The following is a 25,813-nucleotide window of genomic DNA, read 5'->3' on the forward strand; positions in this document are numbered from 1 at the left end:
AACACTTAACCCTCGGGCCCGCCCCGTCGAGAGCCGTGCGCGGCGGCGACAATCGCCGAAATCCCGCTCCCGCCGCGGCGGAAAACCCGCTAAGGCGGGCCGCATGGTAGCGCCCGCCGCGTCGCACTCAAGGCCGGAAGCCGCCGACCTCCTGGTCTGGTACGACCGCCATCGCCGCGCGCTGCCCTGGCGCGCGCTGCCCGGCGTCGCGCCCGACCCGTACCGGGTCTGGCTGTCCGAGATCATGCTGCAGCAGACCACCGTCGCTGCGGTCAAGCCCTACTTCGCCCGCTTCCTGGAGCGCTTCCCGACCATCGAGGCCCTGGCGGCGGCGCCGGAGGACGCGGTGATGGGCGCCTGGGCCGGCCTCGGCTACTATTCCCGCGCCCGCAACCTGCATGCCTGCGCGAAGGCGGTTGCCGAGGCCGGCGGCTTTCCCGACACGGTCGAGGGCCTGCGCAAGCTCCCCGGCATCGGCGCCTACACGGCGGGCGCCATCGCGGCGATCGCCTTCGACCGGCCGGCGGCGGCGGTGGACGGCAATGTCGAGCGGGTGGTGTCGCGCCTCTACGCGATCGAGACCCCGATCCCGGCCGCGCGGGCCGAGATCCGCCGCCTCGCGGAAGGCCTGGTGCCGCACCAACGCCCGGGCGACTTCGCGCAGGCCGTGATGGATCTCGGCGCGACGCTCTGCACGCCGAAGCGGCCGGCCTGCGCGCTCTGCCCCTGGATGCGGCCCTGCCGCGCCCGGGCCGAGGGGCTGCAAGAGACGTTTCCGCGCAAGGTGAAGAAGGTGGCCGGCGCCCTGCGCCGCGGCGCCGCCTTCGTGGTCCTGCGGACCGGCGACGACGCGGTGCTCCTGCGCACCCGGCCGCCGGAGGGCCTCCTCGGCGCCATGGCCGAGCCGCCGACGAGCGAGTGGCGGGCCGATTACGACCCGGCTCAGGCGCTCCTCGACGCGCCGCTCGACGCACGCTGGAAGCGGCTGCCCGGCACGGTGCGCCACGTCTTCACGCATTTCCCGCTCGAACTGACGGTCTTCCTCGCCCGGGTCGCCGCCGGGACCCCGGCGCCCGACGGCATGCGCTTCACGCCCCGCGCCGGTCTCGACTCCGAGCCGCTGCCGGGTGCGATGAAGAAGGTGCTGGCCCACGCCCTGGAGCAGAAGCTCGCCGCCCCCCCGGCCGCGCCAGTACCCCCGCCGGCCCCCGACCTCGCGACGCTCCCGGAGCCCGAACCGCCGCCGCGCCGCGCGCCGCTGCCGAAGGTGCTGTCGCGACGGCCCGCCTCGGCGGCTCCGGTGACCAAGCCTGTCGGACGGGGCCGGCCCAGGGAGCGGTGAACGAGATGCGGTGCGGGGTGATGGTCGGACGGCGCGAGCCCGGCAGGGGGTGAGCCGGGCGCCGCGCGGCCCGTCGCCGGCCGCGCCGGCCCGCCCTATCTCCCGGCCGCGCGAAATGCCGATCGCCGGAACGGCCCCAGCGCGTCGCGAGCGGGGAGGGGGATCGCCGTCGATGCTGAAGCTCTTGGTGACGAGCGCCTTCGTCCTGTCGGCCAGTGCCGCGCAGCCGGTCGACTACCGATGGACGACCGGCTTCGGGCAGGGCACCCTGGAAGCGAAGATCACGAACAGATCCAAGGACGAGTTGATCGTCTATTGCGCTTCGGGGCAGGACGATCATCCGGCCGGGATGTTCTTCACGATCGGAGGCTGGACGTACCGTCCTCGCGAGAAGGTGTATGTCCAGTTCGTGGTCGACGAAAAAAATCATTCTTTCGAATTTGCCGAGACGCAGTACGAGGCCTCGGGGCGGGCCTTCTTCGGCAATCTGTATAATTTCGTGGCCGCGCTCGCGTCGTCGAGATCCTCATCGTTTCTCTTCGAGATTCCTGCGGAGAATATTTCCCGATCGCTGTCGCTGCTGAATGTCGGCGACGCCCTCGGCAAGCCGTCCGATCTCATCGTCGACGGTTGCAAGTAGGAGCGAGGCCGCGACACCCCCATCCCGGCTCCGGGACCGGCCTCGTCAGACGAGGCGGTGCGGGTCGCGGACGGGCGAGCCGTCCGCTACGGGCGCGTCCTTCGGACGAGCCCCGATCCGACGTCGCACGGCAGGCAACCTGCGATGCATTCCGTCAGACAGGATGGCGCCCGCGGCCGCAAGGCCAGGGGCGCTCCTGCTCAGGCGTCGTCCGCCAAGTCCTGCCGCTCAGGCGGCCGAGCCCATGCCGGCCCGCATCGTGCCGCGGAAATCGTCGATGCAGACGAGGCGCCCGCCGCGCTCGGCGTGCCAGAAGGTCCAGCCGTTGCAGGCCGGCAGGCCCTGGACCAGGGCGCCGATCTTGTGGATCGAGCCCGAAGCGGGTCCGACGCCCAGCGTGCCGTCGGGGCGTACCAAAGCCTTGTGGCGGCGACGCTCGTCGGTGAGCGTCTCGCCGGCCCGGACGTGGCCGGCCTCGAGCAGGCTCAGGAACGGCACCCGCGGCTCGGCGCGCTTCGTCGGCGCGGTGAGGAGGGCGGCGCGCGACAGGGGCTCGACCCCGGCGATCCGCTCGCGGGCGGCCGCCGCGTAGGCCGGCTCCTGCTCGATGCCGATGAAATGGCGGCCGAGGCGCTTGGCGACGGCCCCGGTGGTGCCGGTGCCGAAGAAGGGATCGAGCACCACGTCGCCGGGATTCGACGACGACAGGATGGTGCGGGCGAGCAGGGCCTCGGGCTTCTGGGTCGGGTGCAGCTTGCGCCCGTCGTCGCCCTTCAGGCGCTCGTCGCCGGTGCAGAGCGGGATGAACCAGTCCGAGCGCATCTGCAGGTCGTCGTTGCCGCCCTTCAGCGCCTCGTAATGGAAGGTGTAGCCCTTCTGCTCGCTGCGCGAGGCCCAGATCAGGGTCTCGTGGGCATTGGTGAAGCGCTTGCCGCGGAAGTTCGGCATCGGGTTGGCCTTGCGCCACACGATGTCGTTCAGGATCCAGAAACCAAGATCCTGCAACGCGCTGCCGACGCGGAAGATGTTGTGGTACGACCCGATCACCCAGAGGGTCGCGGTCGGCTTCATCACCCGGCGGCAGGCGGAGAGCCAGGCGCGGGTGAAGGTGTCGTAGGCCTCGAAGCTGGCGAACTGGTCCCAGTCGTCGTCGACGGCGTCGACGGTGCTCTGGTCCGGGCGCAACAGGGCGCCGGCGCCGAGCTGGAGGTTGTAGGGCGGATCCGCGAAGACCAGGTCGACACTGGCCGGCGGGAGTCGCTCGAGGGCAGAGAGGCAATCCCCGAGGATGACCTCGTCCAGGGGAAGACGCTGTGCGGGGGTAACGAGACCCATCCGCGGCGCCGACACCACTCGCCCGGTACGCGAGACCTGATTCCGGGCGGCGGTGCCGACGACCGCGGTACGCGGGGAAGCCATGGCAAACACCGGTTACGCGACTGACCACCAGACATTGCCGTCGCTACGGTAAAGGTCACGTTTCCCGCAGGTACGAATTGCGTCTCGAAATGGGGCTGCACTTCTTGCCTAGTCGTCCGGTGGCCGGGCTCATCCGTTAATGAACCACTACGAATGGCGACGAGGGCGCGCCCTCGTCGGTGCGGGGGCGCGGTTGCCCTGACAGGTAGGCTATCCGCAGGCCGGAAGAGGCGCGGGCTTCCCCTCTCCCCGCGGGCGGGGAGAGGGCTGTGTTCCCGTTCAGGGAACGCGGCAAGCGGAGGCGACGGCCGGAGCGAGGGTGAGGGGGTCTCGACGATGAGGCTCCTCCGGAAGCACCCCCTCACCCCCGCCCTTCGGGCTTCCTGAGCCCCTTCGGAGCTCAGGCCTCTCCCCGCCCGCGGGGAGAGGAGAAAGCCCGTGCTCTTCATTCCCTCGAAAAGCCCTGCCGCTCGCGAGGAGAGGACTCACGCCTCGCCCACCCACGACGCAACCCTGCCATTCGCCCCGGAACCGCAGGCCCGCCGCGCATCCCGCGCTTCTTCCGAATTCTGAAAACCCGAGTGCAGCGGCCGACCGCCACAAGTCGCCAATAAGATGTCGTGCCGTTTCGCGACTTGAAAAGTCAAACCTTAACGGATCGCAAGATATCGGCCGACAATACGGCACCAATTGCCACAAATCGGGCGGTCATATTTTCGTCCTGTTTGGTCTCGATTGGCTGTGCCGTCAGCAACTGCCAAGGACAGTGGAATGAACAGCGCCCAGCCTGCGCGTCGGTCGAACGCGGCCCGCATCGTGGCTCTCGCGGGGGGTGTCGCCCTCGCCGGATGGGGGAGCCTCGCCGCCTCGTCGACTGCGCAGGCCCAGAGCGGCAAGGCCTCCTGGTACGCCTCCGGCCATCGCACCGCCAGCGGCGAGCGATTCAACCCCAACGGCCTCACGGCGGCGCACCGCAGCCTGCCCTTCGGCACGCGGGTGCGGGTGACCAACGAGTCCAACGGCCGCTCGGTGGTGGTGCGGATCAACGATCGCGGGCCGTTCGCCCATGGCCGCATCATCGATCTCGCCCGCGGGGCGGGCCGGGCGATCGGCATGAGCGGCGTCGCCCGCGTCGCGGTCGCGGTGGTCGACTGATCCGGGACCTAAGCAGACTTGCGTCGGCAGGCCAACGCTTCGTCCGCTTAGGCTCTTGTTTTGTCGCAGATTTTCATCGCAAAACCGGCAACCGCTTTTGCGAAATCTGCTTAGTCCGACCCGGCGGCGTTGCCGTTGGGCTAAGCCTCCCCACATCAGGCTCATCGTGCGAGCGGAGCGTGATGATGGCAAAGCCCCTGGTTGTCGTGATTCCCCATCAGCTCGGCCGGGCCGAGGCCCGCCGCCGGCTGGAGAACGGGATCGGCCAGGCCAAGGAGATGCTGCAGAAGGCGGGTCTCAGCATGGCCGACGCGACCTGGAGCGGCGACCGGCTCTCGTTCCTGGTGGCCGCCATGAACCAGCGGGTCGACGGCGACATCGACGTCGATGAGGATTCGGTGCGGGTCGAGGTGCGGATGCCGCTGCTCCTGTCGCTCTTCGCCCACAAGGTGCAGCAGATCGTCAGCCAGAACGGCGCCAAGCTCCTGACCAAGCAGTAGCCGACGTTGCGGAACCGGGGCCCGGCGCCCCGGTTTGGACACGGCAGAGAGAGGAGCGCTCGATGTCGAATCCCGGCCCGATCCCGGACCAGCCCTACGATCCCGTGCCCCCGACCCCAAGTCCTGGGAATCCTGGCCCGGACGCGCCGAATCCCGGCGGGCCCGAGCTGCCGAGCGAGGCCCCGGGCGACCGCCCGGTCGAGATCCCGGTGAACGATCCCGGCAACTCGCCGGCGATCACCCCCGACCCGTCCCCGGCCGGGCCCGCCAACCCGACGATGTGAGGTGCCTTACCGCCCGGCGGCGTAGCCCTGCATGCCGCGCGGGTTGGCCGCCGCCCGCAGGCGGCGGCCGTCGCGGCTCGCCGCCGTGAGCCGCCCCTCCGACCAGTCGGACCCGACCTCGACGACGTGGCCGCGCCGGCGCAGCTCCGCGATCGTCCCGGGGCTGATCCGGTTCTCCACCACCACGACGCCCGGCCGGGCAGTGCGCGGCCAGAACGAGGACGGGAAGTGCTCGGTGTGCCAGGCCGGCGCGTCGATCGCCGCCTGCAGGTTCATGCCGGCATGGACGTGACGCAGGAAGAATTGCGGGATCCACTGGTCCTGCTGGTCGCCCCCCGGCGAGCCCCAGGCGAGGTAGGGCGCGCCGTCGCGCAGGGCCATCGTCGGCGAGAGGGTCGAGCGCGGCCGCTTGCCCGGGGCGAGCGCCGCCGGATGGCTCTCGTCGAGCACGAACATCTGCGCCCGCGTGCCGAGGCAGAAGCCGAGCGCCGGGATCACCGGCGAGGATTGCAGCCAGCCGCCCGACGGCGTGGCGGCGATCATGTTGCCGTGCCGGTCGATGATGTCGAAATGGACCGTGTCGCCCCGCACCACGCCTGAGCGGGCATCGTCCGGCGGGACGGTCGCCTCGATCTTGCCCACCGTCGGCTCACCGGCGCCGGAACTGCCGACCGCCGTGCGGGCGCCGCTGCTCACCCGGGCGTCGAGGGCCTTGCCGAAGCCCGGGATCGTGCCGGGCCGTTGCTCCAGCGAGGCGGTCTCCGTGACGAGCCCGCGCCGCTCGGCGTTGTAGGCATCCGACAGCAGGGTCTGCACCGGCACGTCGACGAAGGCGGGATCGCCGTAGAACGTGTCCCGGTCGGCGAAGGCGAGCTTGGCGCACTCGACCTGAAGGTGGATGAAGTCGGGTCCCGCCGGGTCGAGGCGGTCGAGGTCGAAACCCTTGAGGAGGGCCAGCTGCTGCAGGGTGGCGAGCCCTTGCGTCCACGGTCCGGCCTTCAGCACGGTGTAGCGGCCGTACTCGTAGCCGATCGGCGCCTCGACGCTCGCCTGCCAGGCCGCCATGTCGGCCCCGGTGAGGAGGCCGCGGTGGGGTGTCCCCGTCACGTCCATCACCGGCTCACCGCGGCAGAAGGCGTCGATCGCCTCGGCGACGAAGCCCTGCGACCAGATCCGCCGGGCGCGCTCGATCTCCTGCTCGCGCGAGCCGCCGGCGGCCTCGCGCACGATCCGGGCATAGGTCTCGGCGAGGACCGGATTGGTGAACAGCGTGCCGGGCGCGGGCACGCCGCCGCCGCCGAGATAGGTTGCCGCCGAGCTCGGCCAGTGCTCGCGAAACAACCCCTCGACGGTGGCGATGGTGGCCGAGACCCGCTCGACCAGCGGGAAGCCGTCCCGGGCATACCCGATCGCCGCCTCCAGCACGTCGGCGAGGCGCCAGGTGCCGTGGTCGCGCAGGATCAGCATGTAGGCGTCGAAGGTGCCCGGCACGCACGGCGCGAGCAGCCCGGTGCCCGGTACGAGGTCGAGGCCGAGATCGTCGCGCAGGTGCGCGATGGTGGCGGCCTGCGGCGCCGGGCCCTGCCCGCACACCACCTGGGGGTGCCCGACCCGGACGTCGTGCAGGATCACCGGCACGTCGCCGCCCGGCCCGTTGAGGTGTGGCTCGACCACCTGGAGCACGAAGGCAGTGGCGACTCCCGCATCGAAGGCGTTGCCGCCCCGCTCCAGCACGCCCATGCCGACCGCGGTGGCGATCCAGTGCGTCGAGGCCACGACCCCGAAGGTGCCGTCGATCTCGGGGCGGGTGGTGAAGGAATCGGGGGTGACGAAGCTCATCGGCTATCCTCTCCTCGGTGGTCGCGGTTGCGGCGCGCTCTGTCACTCGCACCTTAGGAGCCCGGACCGGTTCGGGGCAGCCCCGCTACAAGCACCCCCTGCGCATCCCGGCGCAGGGCTCGCCTTTCCAAAGAGCCTGCCGTAATCCCCCGGCCATGGCCGCTCCTCCGCTCCTCACCCTCCAGGGCATCGCGCTCACCTTCGGCGGCACGCCGCTGCTCGCCGGGGCCGACCTCTCGCTCAGCCCCGGCGACCGCACCTGCCTCGTCGGCCGCAACGGCTCGGGCAAGTCGACCTTGCTCAAGGTCGCCGCCGGCTTGATCGAGCCCGACAAGGGCCTGCGCTTCGTCCAGCCCGGCACGACCGTCCGCTACCTCGCGCAGGAGCCGGATTTTTCCGGGCACGCCACCACCCTGTCCTTCGTCGAGGCGGGAATGGGGCCGGGCGACGAGCTCTACCGGGCGCGCTACCTGCTCGAGAGCTTAGGGATGACCGGCGAGGAGGATCCGAGCCGGCTGTCGGGGGGCGAATCGCGCCGCGCGGCGCTCGCCCAGGCGCTGGCGCCCGAGCCCGACATCCTGCTCCTCGACGAGCCGACCAACCACCTCGACCTGCCGGCGATCGAGTGGCTGGAGGCCGAGCTGAAGGGCAGCCGCTCGGCGCTCGTCCTCATCAGCCACGACCGGCGCTTCCTCGAATCCCTGTCGCGGGCCACGGTCTGGCTCGACCGCGGTACGACGCGGCGGCTCGACCAGGGGTTCTCCGCCTTCGAGGCCTGGCGCGACCAGGTGTTCGAGGAGGAGGAGCGCGACCGCCACAAGCTCGACCGCAAGATCGCCGCGGAGGAGGACTGGCTGCGCTACGGCGTGACGGCGCGGCGCAAGCGCAACGTCAAGCGGCTCGCCGGCCTGCACGAGCTGCGCCGCAAGGCCCGCGAGCATCGCGGCCCGGTCGGTGCCGCGACCCTGACGGTGAGCGAGACCGAGGCCTCCGGCGCCCTGGTGGTCGAGGCGCGCGACGTCTCCAAGTCGTACGGCGACCGCGCCATCGTCCGCGACCTGAGCTTGCGCATCGCGAAGGCCGACCGGCTCGGCATCGTCGGCGCCAACGGCACCGGCAAGACGACGCTCGTCAACCTGCTCACCGGCCGCCTCGAACCCGATTCCGGCGTGGTGAAGGTCGGCGCCAACGTCACCCTCAACCTCCTCGACCAACGCCGCAGCGCCCTCGATCCCGAGCGCACCGTCGCGGACGTGCTGACCGGGGGCGGCAGCGACAGCGTCCAGGTCGGCGGCCAGAGCCGGCACGTCGTCGGCTACATGAAGGACTTCCTGTTCTCGCCCGAGCAGGCGCGCACGCCGGTCCGCGTGCTCTCGGGCGGCGAGCGCAACCGCCTGCTCCTGGCACGGGCGCTGGCCGAGGCCGGCAACCTCCTCGTCCTCGACGAGCCGACCAACGACCTCGACCTCGAGACCCTGGACCTGCTCCAGGAGATGCTCGGCGAGTATGCCGGCACCCTGATCCTGGTCAGCCACGACCGCGACTTCCTCGACCGGGTGGTCGACACGGTGCTGGTCTCGGAAGGGGAGGGGCGCTGGGTCGCCTATGCGGGCGGCTATTCCGACATGGTCGCCCAGCGCGGCGTCGGGGTGCAGGCGCGCGGGGTCGTGGCCCCGAAGGGCGCGAAGGACGTCGCCAGGGAGGCCCCGAAGGCCACGGCGTCCCGCCCGTCGGCGAAGAAGCGCCTGGGCTTCAACGAGCAGCACGAGCTCAAGACCCTGCCGTCCCGGATCGCGGCGCTGGAGGGCAACCGGGCGAAGCTCCGCGCGGCCCTCGATGACCCGACCCTCTACGCCCGCGACCCCGCCCGCTTCGAGGCGATCTCCCGCACCCTGGCGACGACCGAGGCCGACCTCGCCGGCGCCGAGGAGCGCTGGCTCGAGCTCGAGATGATGCGCGAGGAGCTGGAGGGCTGATTCCCCGGCGCGAGCCGGAGGTGATCCGGGTCGCGGCCGCCGGGGCCGAGTCCGGGCCAAGAGACGACAGGACGGCGCGCGAAATCTTCGAGGCTCGCGCGCGAGGGGCCGGATTTAGCTGACCCGCGCAAGCTTTCGTGGCGTCCGTGCAACATTAAGGCCGAAAGCCGGTGACTTGGCCGTCCCGGACGCTGATCCCGGTTGATCGCTGTTAGCGCCTAGCACATGGTGCCTCTGCACCGGGGACAACCCCGGCGCGGCCCGGAAGACATCCCCAGAGGGGAGCGCCGGGCGCAAGGGGATAAGAGTGGCGTGGTTCGGCTCCCGTAGGATCGTCGAGACACAGTCGTTCACCCCCAGGGTCTCGAAACTTTGGAGGTCTCGATGAAGCTCGTGAAGAGCCTTCTGCTGGGTTCGGCTGCCGGCCTGACCGTTGTCGCAGGGGCGCAGGCTGCCGATCTGCCGATCAAGAAGGCAGCGCCTGTCGAATTCGTTCGTGTCTGCTCGGCCTACGGCGCCGGCTTCTTCTTCGTTCCCGGTACCGATACCTGCCTGCGCGTCTCCGGTCGTGCGCGCTTCGAGGCCGGCTACTCGCAGGGCTATCAGCGCGGCAGCAACAACGGCGACCTGATGGGTTACCGCGGCCTCGGCCGCCTCAACCTCGACGCCCGCACGCAGACCGCCTACGGCACGCTCCGCGCCTTCGTGCGCTTCGAGCTCGCCTCGCGGACCGGCGCCTACCTGAATTCGGGCACGCAGCAGCGCATCGCCAACGCCTTCCCGGCGCTCGGCGTCGACACGTTCGGCCGCGCCCAGCAATACGTGAACGTCGACAAGGCCTTCATCCAGTTCGCCGGCCTCACCGCCGGTCGCGCGGCCTCGTTCTACGACTTCTACGCCCACGACTTCGAGATCATCGGCACCTCGCTGGGCTCGGACGTCTCCTCGACCAACCTGCTCGCCTACACCGCCACCTTCGGCGACGGCTTCTCGGCCACGATCTCGATCGAAGATCCGACGTTCCGCAAGAACCCGCTGTTCGGCACCGCCACCGCCGGCAACGCGGCGAGCCAGTTCGCGGTCTTCACCGCCGCGGCTGCCAACCTGAGCCCGGTCGTCGCCACCAACGCGGCCGGCGTGCCGATCGGCGAGGCGTTCTACGACCTGCGCCAGACCAACCGCATGCCCGACTTCGTCGGCGTGCTGCGCTACGACGCCGCCTGGGGCTCGGCCCAGCTCTCGGCCGCCGTGCACGAGCTGAACGCCCAGAACGCCTCGACCGTCCTGACCTTCGGCGGCGCCGCGATCGCCCCCGGCACGGTCGTGACGCCCCGCGTCAACACCGAGTACGGCTGGGCCATCCAGGGCGGCCTGAAGTTCAACCTGCCGTTCATCGCCGCCGGCGACGCTCTGTACCTCCAGGGTTCGTACGGCGAGGGTGCGCAGATCTACACCGGCTACTCCCAGTACATCGGCACCTACACCGCCAGCGCCGGCAACACCCAGGGCTCGCCGTTCGCGACCTACTTCACCGACGCCGCCGTCAACCCCCTCACGGGCAAGATGGAGCTGTCGACCAGCTGGACGGTCGTCGGGTCGTACCTGCACTACTGGGCGCCCGAGTGGCGGTCGGCGATCATCGGCAGCTACGGCGAGATGTCGTTCGGCAAGACCAGCCGCGCGCTGCTCGGCGGCCTGAACTTCAACGGCCTCGGCAACCCGGTCAACAGCCCCGGCAACTTCCTGTTCAGTGCCGCCCTGCGCGACACCAGCCAGATCGTCGCCGGCGCGAGCCTGATCTGGTCGCCGGTGAAGGACCTCGATATCGGCGTCGAGGGTCTCTACAACCGCGTCGACATCAAGAACGGCCGGGTCATCGACCAGAACAAGGCTCCGGGCGGCGTCGCTGCCGGTGTGAACGCCGCCGGCCTGCCGGTGGCCGCCAACGGCGCGATCCTGCCGACCACCAACTACGCGGACACGTTCCAGGTCCGCATGCGCGTCCAGCGCGACTTCTAAGTCGCGAGAACGGTCCCCTCGGGACCGTATCCGGACGTCCTTCAGGGTCCCGGCTCCGTGCCGGGGCCCTTTTTCGATTCCCCTTTTTCGATTCCCCTTCTTCGATTCTCTGCCGCGCCGCGTCGCGCCTTGCTGATGCCGGAAACCGCCGCCAGGGTGGCGGCTCGCGCGCGGCCCCCCGCCTCCGCGCCGTTTGTTGTCCGCGACGAGGTCCCGTGTTGGCGATGCGCTCGATCGGCTGGCTCGCCGGCCTTCCCCTTCTCGCCGGCGCGTGGGTCACGGCCACGACCGTCGCCGAGCCGCAGCTCGAATCCGCCCTGGAAGCGCCCGCGGGGATGATCGTGTCGCGCACCGGCCGCGACGGCGCCGAGCCCTGGCTGCGGGTCGAGGCGCGGGGCCGCGACCTCGTGGCGAGCGGCGAGGCACCGATGCAGGCCGCCCTCGACGAGGCCCGCGCCGCCCTCGCCGCCGTGCCGGGCCACCGCCGGATCCTCGACCGCCTCGGCCTCGTCGCCGAGGTCTCACCCTTCACCTGGGCGGTCGTCCACCGCACGCCGGACCGCCTCGACCTCATCGGCCACCGCCCGGCGGAGATCGGCCGCGCGGCGCTCGCCGAGACCTTGAGCGCCGGCCTGCCCGCCGGGCTCTCCTTGCGCGACGCCGCGCGGGCCGCCCGCGGCGCGCCCGACAATTTCTCGGAGGGAGCCCGCTTCCTCATCGCGCAGGCGCAGCGCCTGAAGCCCGGCGCCACCGCGGCGATGAGCGACCGCACCCTCTCGGTCCACGGCGAGGCGGCGAGCGTCGAGGCCTATGCCGGCCTCAAGGCCGACCTCGCCCGGCCGCCCGCCGGCTTCACGGTCGGCGAGGTCGCGGTCGAGCCGGCCCTGGTCTCGCCCTTCACCTGGTCGGCGAGCCGCGGCCCCGACGGCATCCGCCTCGACGGCTACACCGTATCGGAGGCCGACCGCGCGGCGATCCTGGCCGCCGCGCGGCTCCTCGCCGACGGCGCCCCGGTGACCGACACGATGCGCACCGCCCGCGGGCTCCCCGCCGGGATCGACGCGCGGGCGCTGACCGACCGCGCCTTCGCCGCCCTGGCACTGGTGCGGGAGGGCAGCGTCTCCCTCGACGGGTCCGCCCTGTCGATCCGGGGTGCCGCCATCGACGGCCAGGCCGTGCGCGAGGCCGATTCCCTCGCCGGCGCCCTGCCGGCCGGCGTCTCCCGCGGCACGGTCGACCTGACGGCGAGCCGGGTCTCGCCCTACCTCGTGACGGTCCGGCGCGGGCCGGACGCCTTCACCCTCACCGGCCACCTGCCGGATGCCGAGGCGCGCGCCGCGATCCGGGCGGCCCTGCGCCCCTCCCTCTACGGCGAGCGGATCGTCGACCGCACCCGCCTCGCCGAGGGCGCGCCGCCCGCCCTCCTCGACGGCCTGACCGCCGGGATCGGCATCCTCGCCCAGCTCGCCGAGGGCGAGGTCACGGTGCGCGACCAGACCCTGCGCATCGCCGGCGAGGGGCTCTATCCCGAGAGTGCGCGCCGCATCGCCGCGGAGGCCGCCCGGATCGCACCCCCCGGCTGGCGCATCGACGTCGCGGTGGAGGGCCGCGGCGCCGCCCCGGTCCGGGATCCCGCGGCCTGCCGCGAGACCTTCGCGGCGCTCGCCGCCGAACCGACCCTGCGCTTCGACCCCGGCAGCGCCGATCTGAAGGCCGCCTTCTACCCCGTCCTCGACGAGGTCGCGGGCCTCGCCCGCGCCTGCCCGCAGGCCCGGATCGAGGTCGCCGGCCACGACGACCCGCCCGGCACCGTTCCGCCGCCCGCCCCGAAGGAGGCGCCGGCACCCGCCAAGCCGAAGCCCTCGGGGAAACCCGGCAAGCAGGCCGAGAAGCCCGCGCCCAAACCCGCCGACACGCCCGCGATGCCCGATCCCGGCCTGCCGCAGCGGCGCGCCGCCGCGATCGTCGATTACCTGCTCAAGGCCGGCATCCCGGCCGACCGGATTGCCGCCGCGCCGGCGGAGGCCGCCGCCGACCGCCGGGCGGTCGCCTTCGCCCTGCGCTCGTGAGGCCCCTCTCGTGCTGATTCTCGCCTCTGTCGCCTGGCCGGGCCTCGTCGCCGCGCTCGTGATCGGGGCCGGCACCGGCCGCCTCGCCGGCCTTCCCACTGGCCGGGGCCCGCGCCTCGCCGCCGGCCTCGTCGGGCTCCTCGCCCTCGCCGCCGGGGTCGCGGCGCTCGCCGGCCTCGCACCCGGGGGGCGCCTCGCGGTGCCGGGACGCGAAGGCTTCTGGCTTGAGACCGCCGCCCTGATGGTGGTGATCTACCTCGCCGGCTGCGTGCTCGGGGCGTCCCTGCCGCGCCGGGCGTGAGGAGGCGGGTCCCGCGACCGGCCCCCGCCCCTCGCCTTTAGCGGCGCTCGTAGAGCAGCCGCGCCCGGATCGTGCCGTCGATGGAGCGCAGCTCCTCCAGCAGGGCCTCCGGATCGACGTCGGTCGCGTCGGTCTCGACCACCACGTAACCGACTTCGCCGTCGGTCTGGTAGAACTGCGCCGCGATGTTGATGTGCTTGCGGGCGAAGGTTTCGTTGAGGCGCCCGAGCATGCCCGGCAGGTTGCGCTGCACGTGGATGAAGCGCAGGCCGGTCGGCCGGGCCGGCAGCTGCACCTGCGGGAAGTTCACCGCGCCGACGGTCGAGCCGATGTCGGAATAGTCGACGAGCTTGCGCGCCACCTCGGCGCCGATGCGCTCCTGCGCCTCCTCGGTCGAGCCGCCGACATGGGGGGTGAGGATGACGTTCTCGAGCCCCTGGAGCGGCGAGACGAAACGCTCGCTGTTCGATTTCGGCTCGACCGGGAAGACGTCGACGGCCGCACCCCGCAGGTGGCCGTCCTTCAGGGCCGAGGCGAGGGCGTCGAGATCGACCACCGTGCCGCGGGAATTGTTGATGAGGTAGGCGCCCGGCTTCATCGCCCGGATCTGCGCCTCGCCGATCATGTTGTGGGTCGAGGCCGTCTCGGGCACGTGCAGCGAGACCACGTCGCTCTGCGCCAGCAGCGCGTCGAGGCTGTCCACCGGCTCGGTGTTGCCGTGGCGCAGGCGGTCGGTGAGATCGTGGAAGATCACCCGCATGCCCATCGCCTCGGCGAGGTTCGAGAGCTGCGAGCCGATATTGCCGTAGCCGACGATGCCGAGCGTCTTGCCGCGGACCTCGAACGAGCCGTTCGCCGACTTGTCCCAGCCGCCGGCATGGGCCGAGACCGAGCGCGGCACGATGCGGCGCAGCAGCATCACGATCTCGCCGATGACGAGCTCCGCCACCGAGCGGGTGTTGGAGAACGGCGCGTTGAAGACCGGGATGCCGCGCCGGCGGCCTGCGTCGAGGTCGACCTGGTTGGTGCCGACCGAGAAGCAGCCGACGGCCATCAGCCGGTCGGCGGCCTCGAAGGCGGCCTCGTCGAGCTGGGTGCGCGAGCGGATGCCGAGGATGTGGACGCCCTTGAGCGCCCGGTGCAGGTCGGCCGGATCGAGGGCCTTGGCCAGCCGCGTGACGGTGACGTAGCCGGCCGCCTCCATCAGCGACACCGCGCTGTCGTTGATGCCTTCGAGCAGCAGGACGCGAATCTTGTCCTTGGGCAGTGAGAGCTTGTCGGCCATGGCGGGTCTTCTTGATCGGTCTTTTCGAGAATCGGGGTCGGAGACCGCGGGGAGGCGCGGAACCGGTTGGCGCGACCGATAGGAGAGCGGGCGACGCAACGCAACATGGGGTCCGGTTACCTGGGTCTGCTGAGGCGCAGGGCAGCTTTGCGCCCACCGCGCGAGCGGTCGTCCTCCTGGAGCAACCCCGCGCCCGGTTCTTCCGGGGTGACCCCGTGCCCCCTTGCGGCCGCGGGCCGGCGGTGCTCCACCGGCCCCGTCCGCCCCCGGCAAGCCCAGGAAGAATCCGCCGATGCCCCTCACGCCCCGGATGCGCCGCGCCGCGATCCCGCTCCTCGTCTTCGCCCTCGGCCTCGCGGTTCTGGGCCTCACCGCCAGCCTGATGCTCGGCCGCCCGGCGACCGGCACCAGCGCGGTGGGCGGGCCGTTCACCCTCGTGAACCAGGACGGCCGCACCGTCACCGACCGGGATTTTTCCGGCAAGCCGCACCTGGTGTTCTTCGGCTTCACCCACTGCCCGGACATCTGCCCGACCACCCTGCAGCAGATCTCCGACGTGCTGGCGGCGCTCGGGCCGCAGGGTCGCGACGTGAAGGCTTTGTTCGTCACCGTCGACCCCGAGCGCGACGATCCGAAGGCGCTCAAGGAGTATCTGTCGAGCTTCGATCCCCGCATCGTCGGCCTGACCGGCTCGCCCGAGGCGGTGGCCGCCACCGTCAAGGCCTATCGGGCCTACAGCCGCAAGGTACCGCTGAAGGAGGGCGACTACACGATGGAGCACACGGCGCTGGTCTACATCATGGACGGACGCGGCCACTTCGTCGGCGCGCTCAACCTGATGCGCCCGGCCAAGGACGCCGCCGCCGAGGTGGCGCGCCAGCTCTGACCCCCTGCTCCCGCATCGCCCCGGTGCGGGAGGTGGCGGAGAGCCCGTGCTCGGTCTTGTTCCAGCGATAGGGCGCCACCAGCAACTCGAGGAGGCCGAGCCAGGCCGCCGCACTGACGAGGCCGTAGTAGAACGGCAGCATCAGCACCCAGGGCGCGAGGCTCCACCAGCCCCGCCGCAGGCAGCCGGCGAGCGCCGGCAGCCCCATCGCTCCGAGGCCGGCGACGAAGACGGTCGCGCCCGTCGCCGTCACAAGGTTGGCGACGAAGTCCGGACCCTCCGGCAGCGGATCGGCGGTGAGATGCCAGACCGCCAGCGCGATCCCGAACGGGTAGGCCAGGGCCGAGACGACCGTGCCGGGCACCATGGCGACGGCACAGAGCAGGCCGAGGGGCCCCAGGCGCCGGAAGGCGCGGACGGGGTGGCGGCTGTGGGTGATCGTGGTCTGGACGAAGCCCTTCATCCAGCGGATGCGCTGGCGCAGCCAGGGCCGGACGCGAGCCGGCGCCTCCTCCAGGGTCGAGAGCGGCAGATCGCCCACCCGGTAGCCGGCGAGCGAGAGGCGCAGGCCGAGATCGGCATCCTCGGTGACGTTCCAGGCGTCCCAGCCGTGCAGCTCGCGCAGCACCCGCGTACGGAAATGCGTGGTCGTGCCGCCGAGCGGCACCGGCAGGTGGGCCGCCGTCAGCAGCGGCAGCAGCACGTCGAAGAGCGCCGCGTATTCGAGGGTGAAGCAGCGGGTGAGCCAGGAATCGTTTGTGTTGTCGATCACCAGCCGGCCCTGCAGGCAGGCGAGCCGGTCCGAGCCGGCGCGAAACAGGGCAGCCGCGGCCTTGAGCTGGCCCGGATCCGGCACGTCCTCGGCGTCGTAGACCACGAGGTGCTCGCCGCGGGCGAGCGGCAGGGCGACGTTGAGGGCGCGCGGCTTGGTGCGGGGCAGGCCGGCGGGCGCCGTCACCACCTCGAAGCGGGCCGGCAGCGGCAGGGCGGCGAGCGCCGCCGCGGTGGCGGCGTCGTCGGCCTCGATCACGAATTTGAGGTCGAGCTTCGAGGCCGGGTAGTCGAGGCGGGCGAGCGCGCCGACGAGGCGCGGCACCACCTTCGTCTCGCGGTAGAGCGCCACCAGCACCGTGTAGACCGGCAGCTCGGCTTCCGGGACCGGTGCGGGATCGGGCAGGGGCGCGGGCTTCAGCAATGGCGCGGCGAGACGGAAGACGATCACCGCCAGGAATGTGAAGTTCAGGAGCGCCAGGGCGGCGAGCCGGAGCCAGGGCCCGGCATCGAGGAGGAGCAAGGCCGCCGCGAGGCCGAGCAGGAGGACGAGGATCTGCCCCGGATGCAGCCCCGGGCGGTAGGCCCAGTCGGGCGCGCGCACCTCCAGCGCCTCGGCGGCCCGGGCGGCGGCGCGGGGGCCGGCGGTCGCCAGAACCGCGCTCGAGAGCGCCGCCGGCGTGGTGAGGACGGCCCCGTGCGGCGCGCCGGCGGCGAGGAGCGCCGCCACCGCCCCGGGTGGCGGGGCGAGGAAGACCTCGCCTGCGGCTCCGACCGCGGCGCCGAGGCGGATGTCGTCGGGAAACCGCGCATCGGCGTGCAGGACGAGGCCGGCGCCGCGGAACGGCCGGCCCAGCGCCCGGGCGAGGGCGGCGTAGTAATCGGTCTCGCTCATCAGGCCGGCCCGCAGCAGCGCCGCCACCGGCTCCGCGCCCTCCCGACGGGCGAGGAGAGCGGCCTCGCGCACGAGGCCGAGGTCGACGCCCTGGCCGAGCAGGAAGGCGAGCTCGCCGGGCAGGACGACCGCGGCGCCCTGCGGAGACCGGACCTCGACGAACATCTCGGGCCCTCGACGATGCCGGCTCCCCCCGGCGGAGGTTCGTGGTAGGAGAGCCTATGGCTCTCTCCGTCCCCGCGACAGCGTCGCGCCTCCCGTCCCGCGGATTTCTCGCAACCGTGGCGCGGATGCCGCATCGTCAGATGCGCGGCCTGATGGCGGCCTTCCTGGTGCTCGCGGCCCTGCCGGCGGCGGCCGAGCCGGTGACGATCCCGAATTTCTGGAATCCCCGTGCCCGGCTGGAGCGGCCGGATCCGCCGCAGGCGACGCGGCCGGTGCGCTTCCTCACCGACGACGAGTACCCGCCGCTGCACTTCGCCGGGCCGGACGGCAACCCGACGGGGTTCTCGGTCGAGCTCGCCCGGGCGGCCTGCGAGAAGCTCGGCCTGACCTGCACCGTGCAGGTGCGCCGCTTCGATACGCTGCTCGACGCGCTCCAGGCCAACCAGGGCGACGTGGTGGCCGCCGCCCTCCCGCTCACCGCGGCGTTGCGGGCCAACCACCGGGCAACCCGGCCGTATTTCCGCTGGCCGGCCCGCTTCGCGGTGCGCGGCGACAAGAGCCTGCCGGTGCCCGACGCCAAGGTGATCGCCGAGCACCCGACCGGCGTGGTCTCGGGCACCGCGCACGAGGCGTACTTGCGCACCTTCTTCCACGCGACCCCGAAGACCTATCCGGACCTCGGCACCGCCGAGGCCGCCCTGCGCCGCGGCGAGATCGAGTACCTGTTCGGCGACGGGCTGGCCCTGGCCTTGTGGATCGGCGGCACGGAAGCCGCGGGGTGCTGCGCCTTCTCCGGCGGCGACTACCTGGAGAACCGTTACTTCGGCGAGGGCACCGCCTTCGTCACCCGCAAGGAGGACGAGGCCCTGGCCCGCGCCCTCGACGACGCGCTCCAGCGCCTGTGGGACGAGGGGAAGTATGCGGAGTTGTACCTGCGGTTCTTTCCGGTCAGCCCGTTCTGAAGGCCTGTTTGACCGATCGGCAGGTTTTTATCCCACTCACGACCTCATCCTGAGGTGCCGGGCGATCGGAGATCGCTCGGCCTCGAAGGAGGCCTTCAGTTCTCTCATAGACTTCTGGAGCCCTCCTTCGAGGCCAGTCGATTTTCGATCGACCGACGCCTCAGGATGCGGTCGCGGGTGAGATAGAAAAGCGCCTCGCAGCATATTTTCGTCCCTCGAAAGATCTCTCAGCCTCTCCGCGGCACGAACGGATGCGTGCTCGACAGCCCGCCATCGACGGCGAGCGCCTGTCCGTTGATGTACGAGGCCTCCTCGCTGGCCAGAAAAACGGCAGCCGCCGCGACCTCCTCGGGGGCACCCGCCCGGCGCGCGGGGTTGAGCTGACCGATGCGGTCCGCCTTGCCCTTCGCGCGGGCCGCGGCGAACAGGCCTGCCGTCATTCCGGTCTCGATCAGGCCGGGGCAGACGGCGTTGATCCGCAAGCCCGAGCCTGCGAAGGCATCCGCCGCGGTCTGGACCAGGCTGATCACCCCGGCCTTGCTGGCGCTGTAGGCCGCGCCCGCCGCGTTGGCGCGCAGGCCCGCGACGGACGCGGTGCAGACGATCGCCCCGCCGCCGTGACGCAGCAGCAGCGGCCCGCCATGCCTGATCGCCAGGAATGCGCCGATCAGGTTGACCCGCAGGACCTCCTCCCAGAGCTCCACGCTCTGCTCTGGGAGCGGCACGGTGCCGCCGCCGATCCCCGCATTGGCGTGGATCGCGTCGAGCCGGCCGAATTCCCGCTCGGCGGCGTTAAGGAACCCGGTCACGTCGGCCTCGCGGCCGGCATCCGCCGCGAGAGCCAGCGCCCGGCCGCCCTCGGAGGCGATCAGCGCGGCGGTCTCCTCGGCGCTCAGCCCGTCGCGGTCGACCACGGCGACGGCGGCGCCCTCGCGGGCGAAGAGCAGGGCGGAGGCGCGGCCGATGCCGCTGCCGGCGCCGGTGACGAGGACGGCCTTGTCGGTGAAGCGTGCCATGGCGTCCTCCTCAGGCGACCGTGTAGCCGCCGTCGATCACCAGCACCTGGCCGGTGTGGTAGGCCGAGGCCCCGCTCATCAGGTAGACGGCGATGCCGCCGAAATCCTCCGGCCGGCCGAAGCGCCGGGCGGGGATGCGCGGCAGGTTGAAAGTGACGAACTTCTCGTTCGCCATCAGGCCGGCGGTCATGTCGCTCTCGATCCAGCCCGGCAGGATCGCGTTCGCCGTCACGCCGTAGCGGGCGAGCTCGACCGCCAGCGCCCGCACCATCGCGTTGAGCGCCCCCTTGGTGGCGCCGTAATGCTCGTTGCGGGCCGCCCCCAGCAGCGAGGCGACGCTGGACGTCGCGACGAGGCGCCCGAAGGCGTCGCCTCGGCCGGCGCGCTCGGCCATGTGCCGGGCCGCGACCTGAAAGCTCGCCACCACCCCGTCGAGGTTGACCGCGAAGGTCTGCCGCCACTCGTCGGGCTCCCGCTCCAGGAACGAGCGCCGCCCGCCGCCGGCCACCCCGGCATTGGCGAAGAGCCCGTCGACCCGGCCGAAGCGCGCGAGCGTCGCGTCGAAGGCGCGCTGCACGGCCGCAGGGTCGGCGACGTCGCAGATCTCGGCGGCGACCGGGGCGCCCGTGGCCGCGAGCCGTTCGAGGGCGCGCCGGTTCTTGGTCTCGTCGCGACCCCAGACCGAGACCGCGCAGCCGGCCCCGGCCAGGGCCTCGGCCATCCCGAGCCCGATGCCGCCATTGCCGCCGGTGACCACCGCCACCCGACCGGTGAGATCGAACACGCCCGCCATGGATCCTCCCATCTGGCCGACCTTCCTTTGAATCCGCGAGCGATGATCGCGGACGGGGCGGCGCTGGAGCGAACCTTTTCCGAAAGCGGCGGAAGGGGCAAGGCACCTCGGCCGCCCCGGCTTCCGTCAACCTCGTGCGAGCCCGGACTGCCCCCTATCCTCGCGAGCGGTGATTGCGGGCGAGCCATGCGATCGACCGCGAAGACGACCCGGACCGCGCCCCTCGACGACGCGCGCGAGGCCGGTCTGCTCGGGGAACGCACCGAGCGCGTCACCTTCGACGCGCCCGCGGCTCTGGTGCAGGCTGCCATGCGCGAGACCGGAAGGCCGGTTCATCGCGTTCGATCTCTGACCATCGGACCGTGAGTGAGGGCGGCCACCCGCGCCCCACGCATGCCCCACCCGCCCGCTCCGCCTTGCGCTCCGCCGCCCGCGGCCAAATCTTCAGCACCATCAGGGGACACGCACTCACATCCGGGATCCGCCGATGCCGCCACTCTCCATCCTCGACCTCGCGCCGATCCCGAAAGGGTCCTCGCCCGGCGACGCGTTGCGCAACACCCTCGACCTCGCGCAGCACGCCGACCGGTGGGGCTTCACCCGCTACTGGGTGGCCGAGCACCACAACATGACCGGCATCGCCAGCGCGGCGACCTCGGTGGTGGTGGGCTACATCGCCGGCGGCACGCACCGGATCCGGGTCGGGGCCGGCGGCATCATGCTGCCGAACCACTCGCCGATGGTGATCGCCGAGCAGTTCGGCACCCTGGCCGAGCTCTATCCGGGCCGCATCGATCTCGGCCTCGGCCGCGCCCCCGGCACCGACCAGCGCACCCTGCGGGCGCTCCGCCGCGATCCGGCCGCCTCCGACCACTTCCCGCAGGACGTGCTGGAACTCCAGACGCTGCTCGGCCCGCTCGATGCCGGGCGGGTGATCCAGGCGGTGCCGGGCACGGGCACCAACGTGCCGCTGTGGATCCTCGGCTCCAGCCTGTTCGGGGCGCAACTCGCCGCGATGCTCGGCCTGCCCTACGCCTTCGCGTCGCATTTCGCCCCCGACGCCCTGATGCAGGCGCTGGAGGTCTACCGCGCCCGCTTCGAGCCGTCGGCGCAACTCGCGAAGCCCCACGCCATGGTCGGCGTCAACGTGATCGCGGCCGAGACCGACGGCGAGGCGCGTCGCCTGTTCACCTCGGCGCAGCAATCCTTCACCAACATCTTCCGCGGCACCCGCGGCCAGCTGCCGCCGCCGATCGACGACATCGAGACCTACTGGTCGGGCCACGAGAAGCTGCAGGCCTCGGGCATGCTGGCCTGCTCGGTGGTCGGCTCGCCCGAGACGGTGCGCAAGGGCCTGGACACCATCGCGGCCCGCACGGGGGCCGACGAGTTCATGGTCGCCGCCGCGATCTACGACCACCGGGCCCGGTTGCGCTCCTACGAGATCCTGGCCGACATCATGGCCGATCCGCAGGCGGCCGGGGCGCCGGCGCGCGAGCCCGCCCACGCGTGACGGGGTCGGGTCCCGGCACCGGCGAATCGATGCCGGGGATTCGTGAGGGGTCTCGCGTTGACCCTCGGAAGCGCGGCCCATAGGGTGCCGGGCTCCCTTCCACGCTCACCGGAAGGCCGCGCCGTGCGCGGCCTCGATGGCCATGTCCGCATTCAGCATCGATCCCGCCCTGGCGGAGGCCGCCGCCTCCGCGTCCGCCTGGCCCTTCGAGGAGGCGCGCAAGCTCGTCGCCCGGCTGGAGCGGACGGGCAAAGGCGAGGTGCTGTTCGAGACCGGCTACGGCCCCTCGGGCCTGCCGCATATCGGGACCTTCGGCGAGGTCGCCCGCACCTCGATGGTGCGCCACGCCTTCCGGACGCTGACCAACGACAGCATCCCGACCCGCCTCGTCGCCTTCTCGGACGACATGGACGGGTTGCGCAAGGTGCCGGAGAACGTGCCGAACAAGGCGCTCCTGGCCTCGAACCTCAACAAGCCGCTGACCGCGGTGCCCGATCCGTTCGGCACCCATGACAGCTTCGGCGCCCACAACAACGCCGAACTGCGCCGCTTCCTCGATTCGTTCGGCTTCGACTACGAGTTCCTGTCGGCGACCGAGTGCTACCGCTCGGGCCGCTTCGACGCGACCCTGCTGCGGGTGCTGGAGCGCTACGACGCCGTGATGGCGGTGATGCTGCCGTCGCTGCGCGCCGAGCGCTCCGCCTCCTACTCGCCGTTCCTGCCGCTCCACCCGGTCACCGGGCACGTGATGCAGGTGCCGATCGACGAGGTGAAGGTGTCCTCGGGCACCATCGTGTGGCGCGATCCCCAGACGGGCGAATCTTACGAGACCCCGGTCACCGGCGGTCACGCCAAGCTGCAATGGAAGCCCGACTGGGCGATGCGCTGGGTCGCGCTCGGCGTCGATTACGAGATGGCCGGCAAGGACCTGATCGATTCGGTCAAGCTCTCCGGGCAGATCGCCCGCGCGCTCGGCGCCGAGCCGCCCGAGGGCTTCAACTACGAGCTGTTCCTCGACGAGAAGGGGCAGAAGATCTCGAAGTCGAAGGGCAACGGGCTCACCATCGACGAGTGGCTGGCCTACGGCACGCCCGAGAGCCTCGCCCTGTTCATGTACAACAAGCCGCGGGAGGCCAAGCGGCTGCACTTCGACGTCATCCCGCGCCACGTCGACGACTACCTGTCCTTCCTGGAGAAGTTCTCGGGGCAGGAGCCGAAGCTGAAGCTCGGCAACCCGGTCTGGCACCTGCATGCCGGCACGCCGCCGGCGCCGGAGCGGGTGGGGAATAGCGGGGCGATCCCGTTCGCGATGCTGCTCAACCTCGTGGCGGTGGCCAATACCGAGGATCCGGCGGTGTTGTGGGGCTTCATCCGCCGCTACGCGCCGGAGGCCTCGCCGCAGACGCATCCGCGCCTCGACCGGCTGGTCCACCACGCCGTGCGCTACTTCCGCGATTTCGTGCGCCCGGCCAAGACCTACCGGGCTCCGAGCGAGGAGGAGGCGGCCGCCCTGCGCGATCTCTCCGACACGCTGGCGACGCAAGAAGGCTCCACCGATCCGGAGGGGCTGCAGGCGGCGGTCTACGAGGTCGGGCGGCGCCACTTCCCAGACCTGTCGGGCAAGTCGAAGAGCCCGGACGGACGGCCGGGCGTGTCGCAGACCTGGTTCACCACGCTCTACGGCATCCTCCTCGGCGAGGCCCGCGGGCCCCGTTTCGGCTCCTTCGTCGCGCTCTACGGCGTCGAGGAGACCCGCGCGCTGATCGCCCGCGCCCTGTCGGGGGCGCTCGCCGAGGAGCACGCGGCGTTCCTGGCGAGCCGCGAGGCCCCGGCGGCGGCCTGATCCAGCCGGCCCCCGCCTCGGCGGGGGCCGTCCTCACGTTGTCTCCGCCCTTCCGCCCGTTTACCTTGGCAGGAGGGAATCAGTGCAAGTAGCCCCTCAGGTGGTATGGAACAGAACAGGAACAAACACGCCGGGACATCGCCATGCGCGCCGTGATGCCGATCCTGCTCGTCGCCCTGTCCGGCCCGGGCCAAGTGACGGAGACCCGCGCCATCGAGGTGGCGCGGCCGGCCCGCGAGGCGGCGGCGATCGCGCGGCTGAAGGGCTGCCTGGCGCGGGAATCCGCCGCCGCGCGGATTCGTCACGAGACCCCGGAGCATTTCGCCGTGCGGGCGCAGCATATCTGCCTGCCGGCCAAGCGCGACGCCGCGCGGGCGAAGGCGGTGGCCCTGGTCGCGGCCGGCTTCACCGAGGCGCCGGACCTCGTCGGTGCCGTGGAGCAGCTGCTCTCCGACCACGAGCGCGAGACGGCGGAGGCCTATGCCCGCAGCCTCGACCGCCGGCGCGTCGCAGGCACCCCCTGAAGGGGAGCCGCGCGACGGCGGACTTGATCAACCGGCGCTAACCCTCTAAGCGGGCCGCGCCTTCCGCCCGGCTGGACGTCGTGGGCGGGCTTGCCGCAGGTGATGGATATGGCCAAGGAAAAGTTTTCGCGGACGAAGCCGCACTGCAACATCGGCACCATTGGTCACGTTGACCATGGCAAGACCTCTCTGACCGCGGCGATCACGAAGGTCCTGGCCGAGTCGGGCGGCGCCACGTTCACGGCGTACGACCAGATCGACAAGGCGCCGGAGGAGAAAGCGCGCGGCATCACGATCTCGACGGCGCACGTCGAGTACGAGACGCCGAACCGTCACTACGCGCACGTCGACTGCCCCGGTCACGCCGACTACGTGAAGAACATGATCACGGGTGCCGCGCAGATGGACGGCGCGATCCTGGTGGTGTCGGCGGCCGACGGCCCGATGCCGCAGACGCGCGAGCACATCCTGCTCGCCCGCCAGGTCGGCGTGCCGGCGCTGGTGGTGTTCATGAACAAGGTCGACATGGTCGACGATCCGGAGCTTCTGGAGCTGGTCGAGCTCGAGGTGCGCGAGCTTCTGTCGAAGTACGACTTCCCGGGCGACGACATCCCGATCACCAAGGGCTCGGCGCTGTGCGCGCTGGAGAACCGCGAGCCGAAGATCGGCCACGAGGCGATCCTCGAGCTGATGAAGACGGTGGACGCCTACATCCCGCAGCCGGAGCGTCCGATCGACCTGCCGTTCCTGATGCCGATCGAGGACGTGTTCTCGATCTCGGGCCGCGGCACGGTGGTGACGGGCCGTGTCGAGCGCGGGATCGTGAAGGTCGGCGAGTCGGTGGAGATCGTGGGCATCCGCGCCACCACCACCACGACGGTGACCGGCGTCGAGATGTTCCGCAAGCTGCTCGATCAGGGGCAGGCTGGCGACAACGTCGGCGTTCTTCTGCGCGGCACGAAGCGCGAGGACGTGGAGCGCGGCCAGGTGGTGTGCAAGCCGGGTTCGGTGAAGCCGCACACGAAGTTCAAGGCCGAGGCGTACATCCTGACGAAGGAGGAGGGCGGGCGGCACACGCCGTTCTTCACGAACTACCGTCCGCAGTTCTACTTCCGGACGACGGACGTGACGGGCGTGTGCCAGCTGCCCGAGGGCACCGAGATGGTGATGCCGGGCGACAACGTGACGATGGACGTGACGCTGATCGTGCCGATCGCCATGGAGGAGAAGCTGCGCTTCGCCATCCGCGAGGGCGGCCGCACCGTCGGCGCCGGCGTCGTCGCCTCCATCACCGAGTAAGTCGGACGATCATCGGTCCGGAGCCGGGAACGGCTCCGGGCGCAAGAAAGGGGCGGGCGCCGCGCGGCGCCCGCCCCTTTTGCATTCTCGACGCTCCGTCGGCGGGCTGGCCCACTCCCACCCACGACCCCGCCCTGAGGCGCCCGCGAAGCGAGTCTCGAAGGAGGGCTCTAAGCAGATTTCGCAAAAGTGGCCGTCGGTTTTGCGACAAAAATCTGCGACAAAACAAGAACTTAAGCGGACGAAGCGTTGGCCTGCCAACGCAAGTCTGCTTAGGAATCGCAGAGACGTCTGGAGGCCTCCTTCGAGGCTGGTCG

The 25,813-nt window shown here is 71.5% G+C and carries 22 protein-coding genes; 16 read left to right on the forward strand and 6 right to left on the reverse strand.

Going from position 1 to position 25,813, the window contains the following annotated elements; translation table 11 throughout:
• The first annotated feature begins 103 nt into the window (after positions 1–103).
• Positions 104–1,342, forward strand: coding sequence for an A/G-specific adenine glycosylase (gene mutY, locus DK412_RS22200; protein ID WP_109973730.1), 1,239 nt, complete (start codon positions 104–106; stop codon positions 1,340–1,342).
• A 172-nt stretch (positions 1,343–1,514) separates the two neighbouring features.
• Complete coding sequence (locus DK412_RS22205; RefSeq protein WP_109973731.1) at positions 1,515–1,982, forward strand: hypothetical protein; 468 nt, start codon at positions 1,515–1,517, stop codon at positions 1,980–1,982.
• 228 nt (positions 1,983–2,210) lie between these two features.
• Here the strand turns inward: DK412_RS22205 and DK412_RS22210 are convergent, their stop codons facing one another.
• A complete protein-coding gene (locus DK412_RS22210) occupies positions 2,211–3,401 on the reverse strand; it encodes a site-specific DNA-methyltransferase (RefSeq protein ID WP_109973732.1) in 1,191 nt (396 codons plus the stop codon).
• A gap of 771 nt (positions 3,402–4,172) precedes the next feature.
• Here DK412_RS22210 and DK412_RS22215 point away from each other — a divergent pair.
• The 3 genes from DK412_RS22215 to DK412_RS22225 all read left to right on the forward strand — a co-directional run bounded on the left by DK412_RS22215 (position 4,173) and on the right by DK412_RS22225 (position 5,340).
• Positions 4,173–4,556 (forward strand): septal ring lytic transglycosylase RlpA family protein, encoded by a 384-nt coding sequence (locus DK412_RS22215; protein ID WP_109973733.1) that lies wholly within the window; start codon positions 4,173–4,175, stop codon positions 4,554–4,556.
• 185 nt (positions 4,557–4,741) lie between these two features.
• Positions 4,742–5,056 (forward strand): polyhydroxyalkanoic acid system family protein, encoded by a 315-nt coding sequence (locus tag DK412_RS22220; protein WP_109975430.1) that lies wholly within the window; start codon positions 4,742–4,744, stop codon positions 5,054–5,056.
• 62 nt (positions 5,057–5,118) lie between these two features.
• Positions 5,119–5,340: a hypothetical protein gene (locus DK412_RS22225; protein WP_109973734.1), complete on the forward strand. Its 222-nt coding sequence runs from the start codon at positions 5,119–5,121 to the stop codon at positions 5,338–5,340.
• A 6-nt stretch (positions 5,341–5,346) separates the two neighbouring features.
• Here the strand turns inward: DK412_RS22225 and DK412_RS22230 are convergent, their stop codons facing one another.
• Positions 5,347–7,179 (reverse strand): gamma-glutamyltransferase family protein, encoded by a 1,833-nt coding sequence (locus DK412_RS22230; RefSeq protein WP_109973735.1) that lies wholly within the window; start codon positions 7,177–7,179, stop codon positions 5,347–5,349.
• A 155-nt stretch (positions 7,180–7,334) separates the two neighbouring features.
• On the opposite strand from DK412_RS22230, the gene DK412_RS22235 reads away from it, so the two are divergent.
• The 4 genes from DK412_RS22235 (at position 7,335) to DK412_RS22250 (ending at position 13,544) form a co-directional block, all read left to right on the forward strand.
• Positions 7,335–9,155, forward strand: coding sequence for an ATP-binding cassette domain-containing protein (locus DK412_RS22235; protein WP_109973736.1), 1,821 nt, complete (start codon positions 7,335–7,337; stop codon positions 9,153–9,155).
• A 384-nt stretch (positions 9,156–9,539) separates the two neighbouring features.
• Positions 9,540–11,174: a porin gene (locus DK412_RS22240; RefSeq protein ID WP_109973737.1), complete on the forward strand. Its 1,635-nt coding sequence runs from the start codon at positions 9,540–9,542 to the stop codon at positions 11,172–11,174.
• Positions 11,175–11,398: 224 nt separating this feature from the next.
• Positions 11,399–13,243 (forward strand): OmpA family protein, encoded by a 1,845-nt coding sequence (locus DK412_RS22245; RefSeq protein ID WP_245571970.1) that lies wholly within the window; start codon positions 11,399–11,401, stop codon positions 13,241–13,243.
• A gap of 10 nt (positions 13,244–13,253) precedes the next feature.
• Positions 13,254–13,544 carry a hypothetical protein gene (locus tag DK412_RS22250; protein ID WP_109973739.1) on the forward strand — a complete coding sequence of 97 codons (291 nt, stop codon included), beginning with the start codon at positions 13,254–13,256 and terminating at the stop codon, positions 13,542–13,544.
• A 37-nt stretch (positions 13,545–13,581) separates the two neighbouring features.
• Here the strand turns inward: DK412_RS22250 and serA are convergent, their stop codons facing one another.
• Positions 13,582–14,829 carry a phosphoglycerate dehydrogenase gene (gene serA, locus DK412_RS22255; RefSeq protein ID WP_109973740.1) on the reverse strand — a complete coding sequence of 416 codons (1,248 nt, stop codon included), beginning with the start codon at positions 14,827–14,829 and terminating at the stop codon, positions 13,582–13,584.
• Between the two features lie 292 nt (positions 14,830–15,121).
• On the opposite strand from serA, the gene DK412_RS22260 reads away from it, so the two are divergent.
• Complete coding sequence (locus DK412_RS22260) at positions 15,122–15,715, forward strand: SCO family protein (RefSeq protein WP_109973741.1); 594 nt, start codon at positions 15,122–15,124, stop codon at positions 15,713–15,715.
• On the opposite strand, the gene DK412_RS22265 is transcribed toward DK412_RS22260, so the two are convergent.
• Positions 15,660–17,546, reverse strand: coding sequence for a glycosyltransferase family 2 protein (locus DK412_RS22265; protein ID WP_109973742.1), 1,887 nt, complete (start codon positions 17,544–17,546; stop codon positions 15,660–15,662). The genes DK412_RS22260 and DK412_RS22265 overlap by 56 nt on opposite strands.
• A 140-nt stretch (positions 17,547–17,686) precedes the next feature.
• On the opposite strand from DK412_RS22265, the gene DK412_RS22270 reads away from it, so the two are divergent.
• Positions 17,687–18,508, forward strand: a complete 822-nt coding sequence (locus DK412_RS22270; RefSeq protein ID WP_245571971.1) for a transporter substrate-binding domain-containing protein — start codon at positions 17,687–17,689, stop codon at positions 18,506–18,508.
• Positions 18,509–18,735: 227 nt separating this feature from the next.
• On the opposite strand, the gene DK412_RS22275 is transcribed toward DK412_RS22270, so the two are convergent.
• Both DK412_RS22275 and DK412_RS22280 read right to left on the reverse strand, forming a co-directional pair.
• Positions 18,736–19,524, reverse strand: coding sequence for a glucose 1-dehydrogenase (locus DK412_RS22275; protein WP_109973744.1), 789 nt, complete (start codon positions 19,522–19,524; stop codon positions 18,736–18,738).
• 10 nt (positions 19,525–19,534) lie between these two features.
• Entirely contained in the window at positions 19,535–20,317 is a 783-nt protein-coding gene (locus DK412_RS22280; protein ID WP_109973745.1) for an SDR family oxidoreductase, read from the reverse strand.
• Positions 20,318–20,503: 186 nt separating this feature from the next.
• On the opposite strand from DK412_RS22280, the gene DK412_RS22285 reads away from it, so the two are divergent.
• The 5 genes from DK412_RS22285 to tuf all read left to right on the forward strand — a co-directional run bounded on the left by DK412_RS22285 (position 20,504) and on the right by tuf (position 25,496).
• Complete coding sequence (locus DK412_RS22285) at positions 20,504–20,683, forward strand: hypothetical protein (protein WP_109973746.1); 180 nt, start codon at positions 20,504–20,506, stop codon at positions 20,681–20,683.
• A 121-nt stretch (positions 20,684–20,804) separates the two neighbouring features.
• Positions 20,805–21,830 (forward strand): LLM class flavin-dependent oxidoreductase, encoded by a 1,026-nt coding sequence (locus tag DK412_RS22290; RefSeq protein WP_109973747.1) that lies wholly within the window; start codon positions 20,805–20,807, stop codon positions 21,828–21,830.
• Between the two features lie 142 nt (positions 21,831–21,972).
• A complete protein-coding gene (locus DK412_RS22295) occupies positions 21,973–23,673 on the forward strand; it encodes a lysine--tRNA ligase (RefSeq protein WP_109973748.1) in 1,701 nt (566 codons plus the stop codon).
• Positions 23,674–23,816: 143 nt separating this feature from the next.
• Positions 23,817–24,197, forward strand: a complete 381-nt coding sequence (locus DK412_RS22300) for a hypothetical protein (RefSeq protein WP_109973749.1) — start codon at positions 23,817–23,819, stop codon at positions 24,195–24,197.
• Positions 24,198–24,305: 108 nt separating this feature from the next.
• Entirely contained in the window at positions 24,306–25,496 is a 1,191-nt protein-coding gene (gene tuf, locus DK412_RS22305; RefSeq protein WP_109973750.1) for an elongation factor Tu, read from the forward strand.
• Positions 25,497–25,813 lie beyond the last annotated feature (317 nt).

The organism is Methylobacterium sp. 17Sr1-1, assembly GCF_003173775.1.
Taxonomy (GTDB): Bacteria; Pseudomonadota; Alphaproteobacteria; order Rhizobiales; family Beijerinckiaceae; genus Methylobacterium.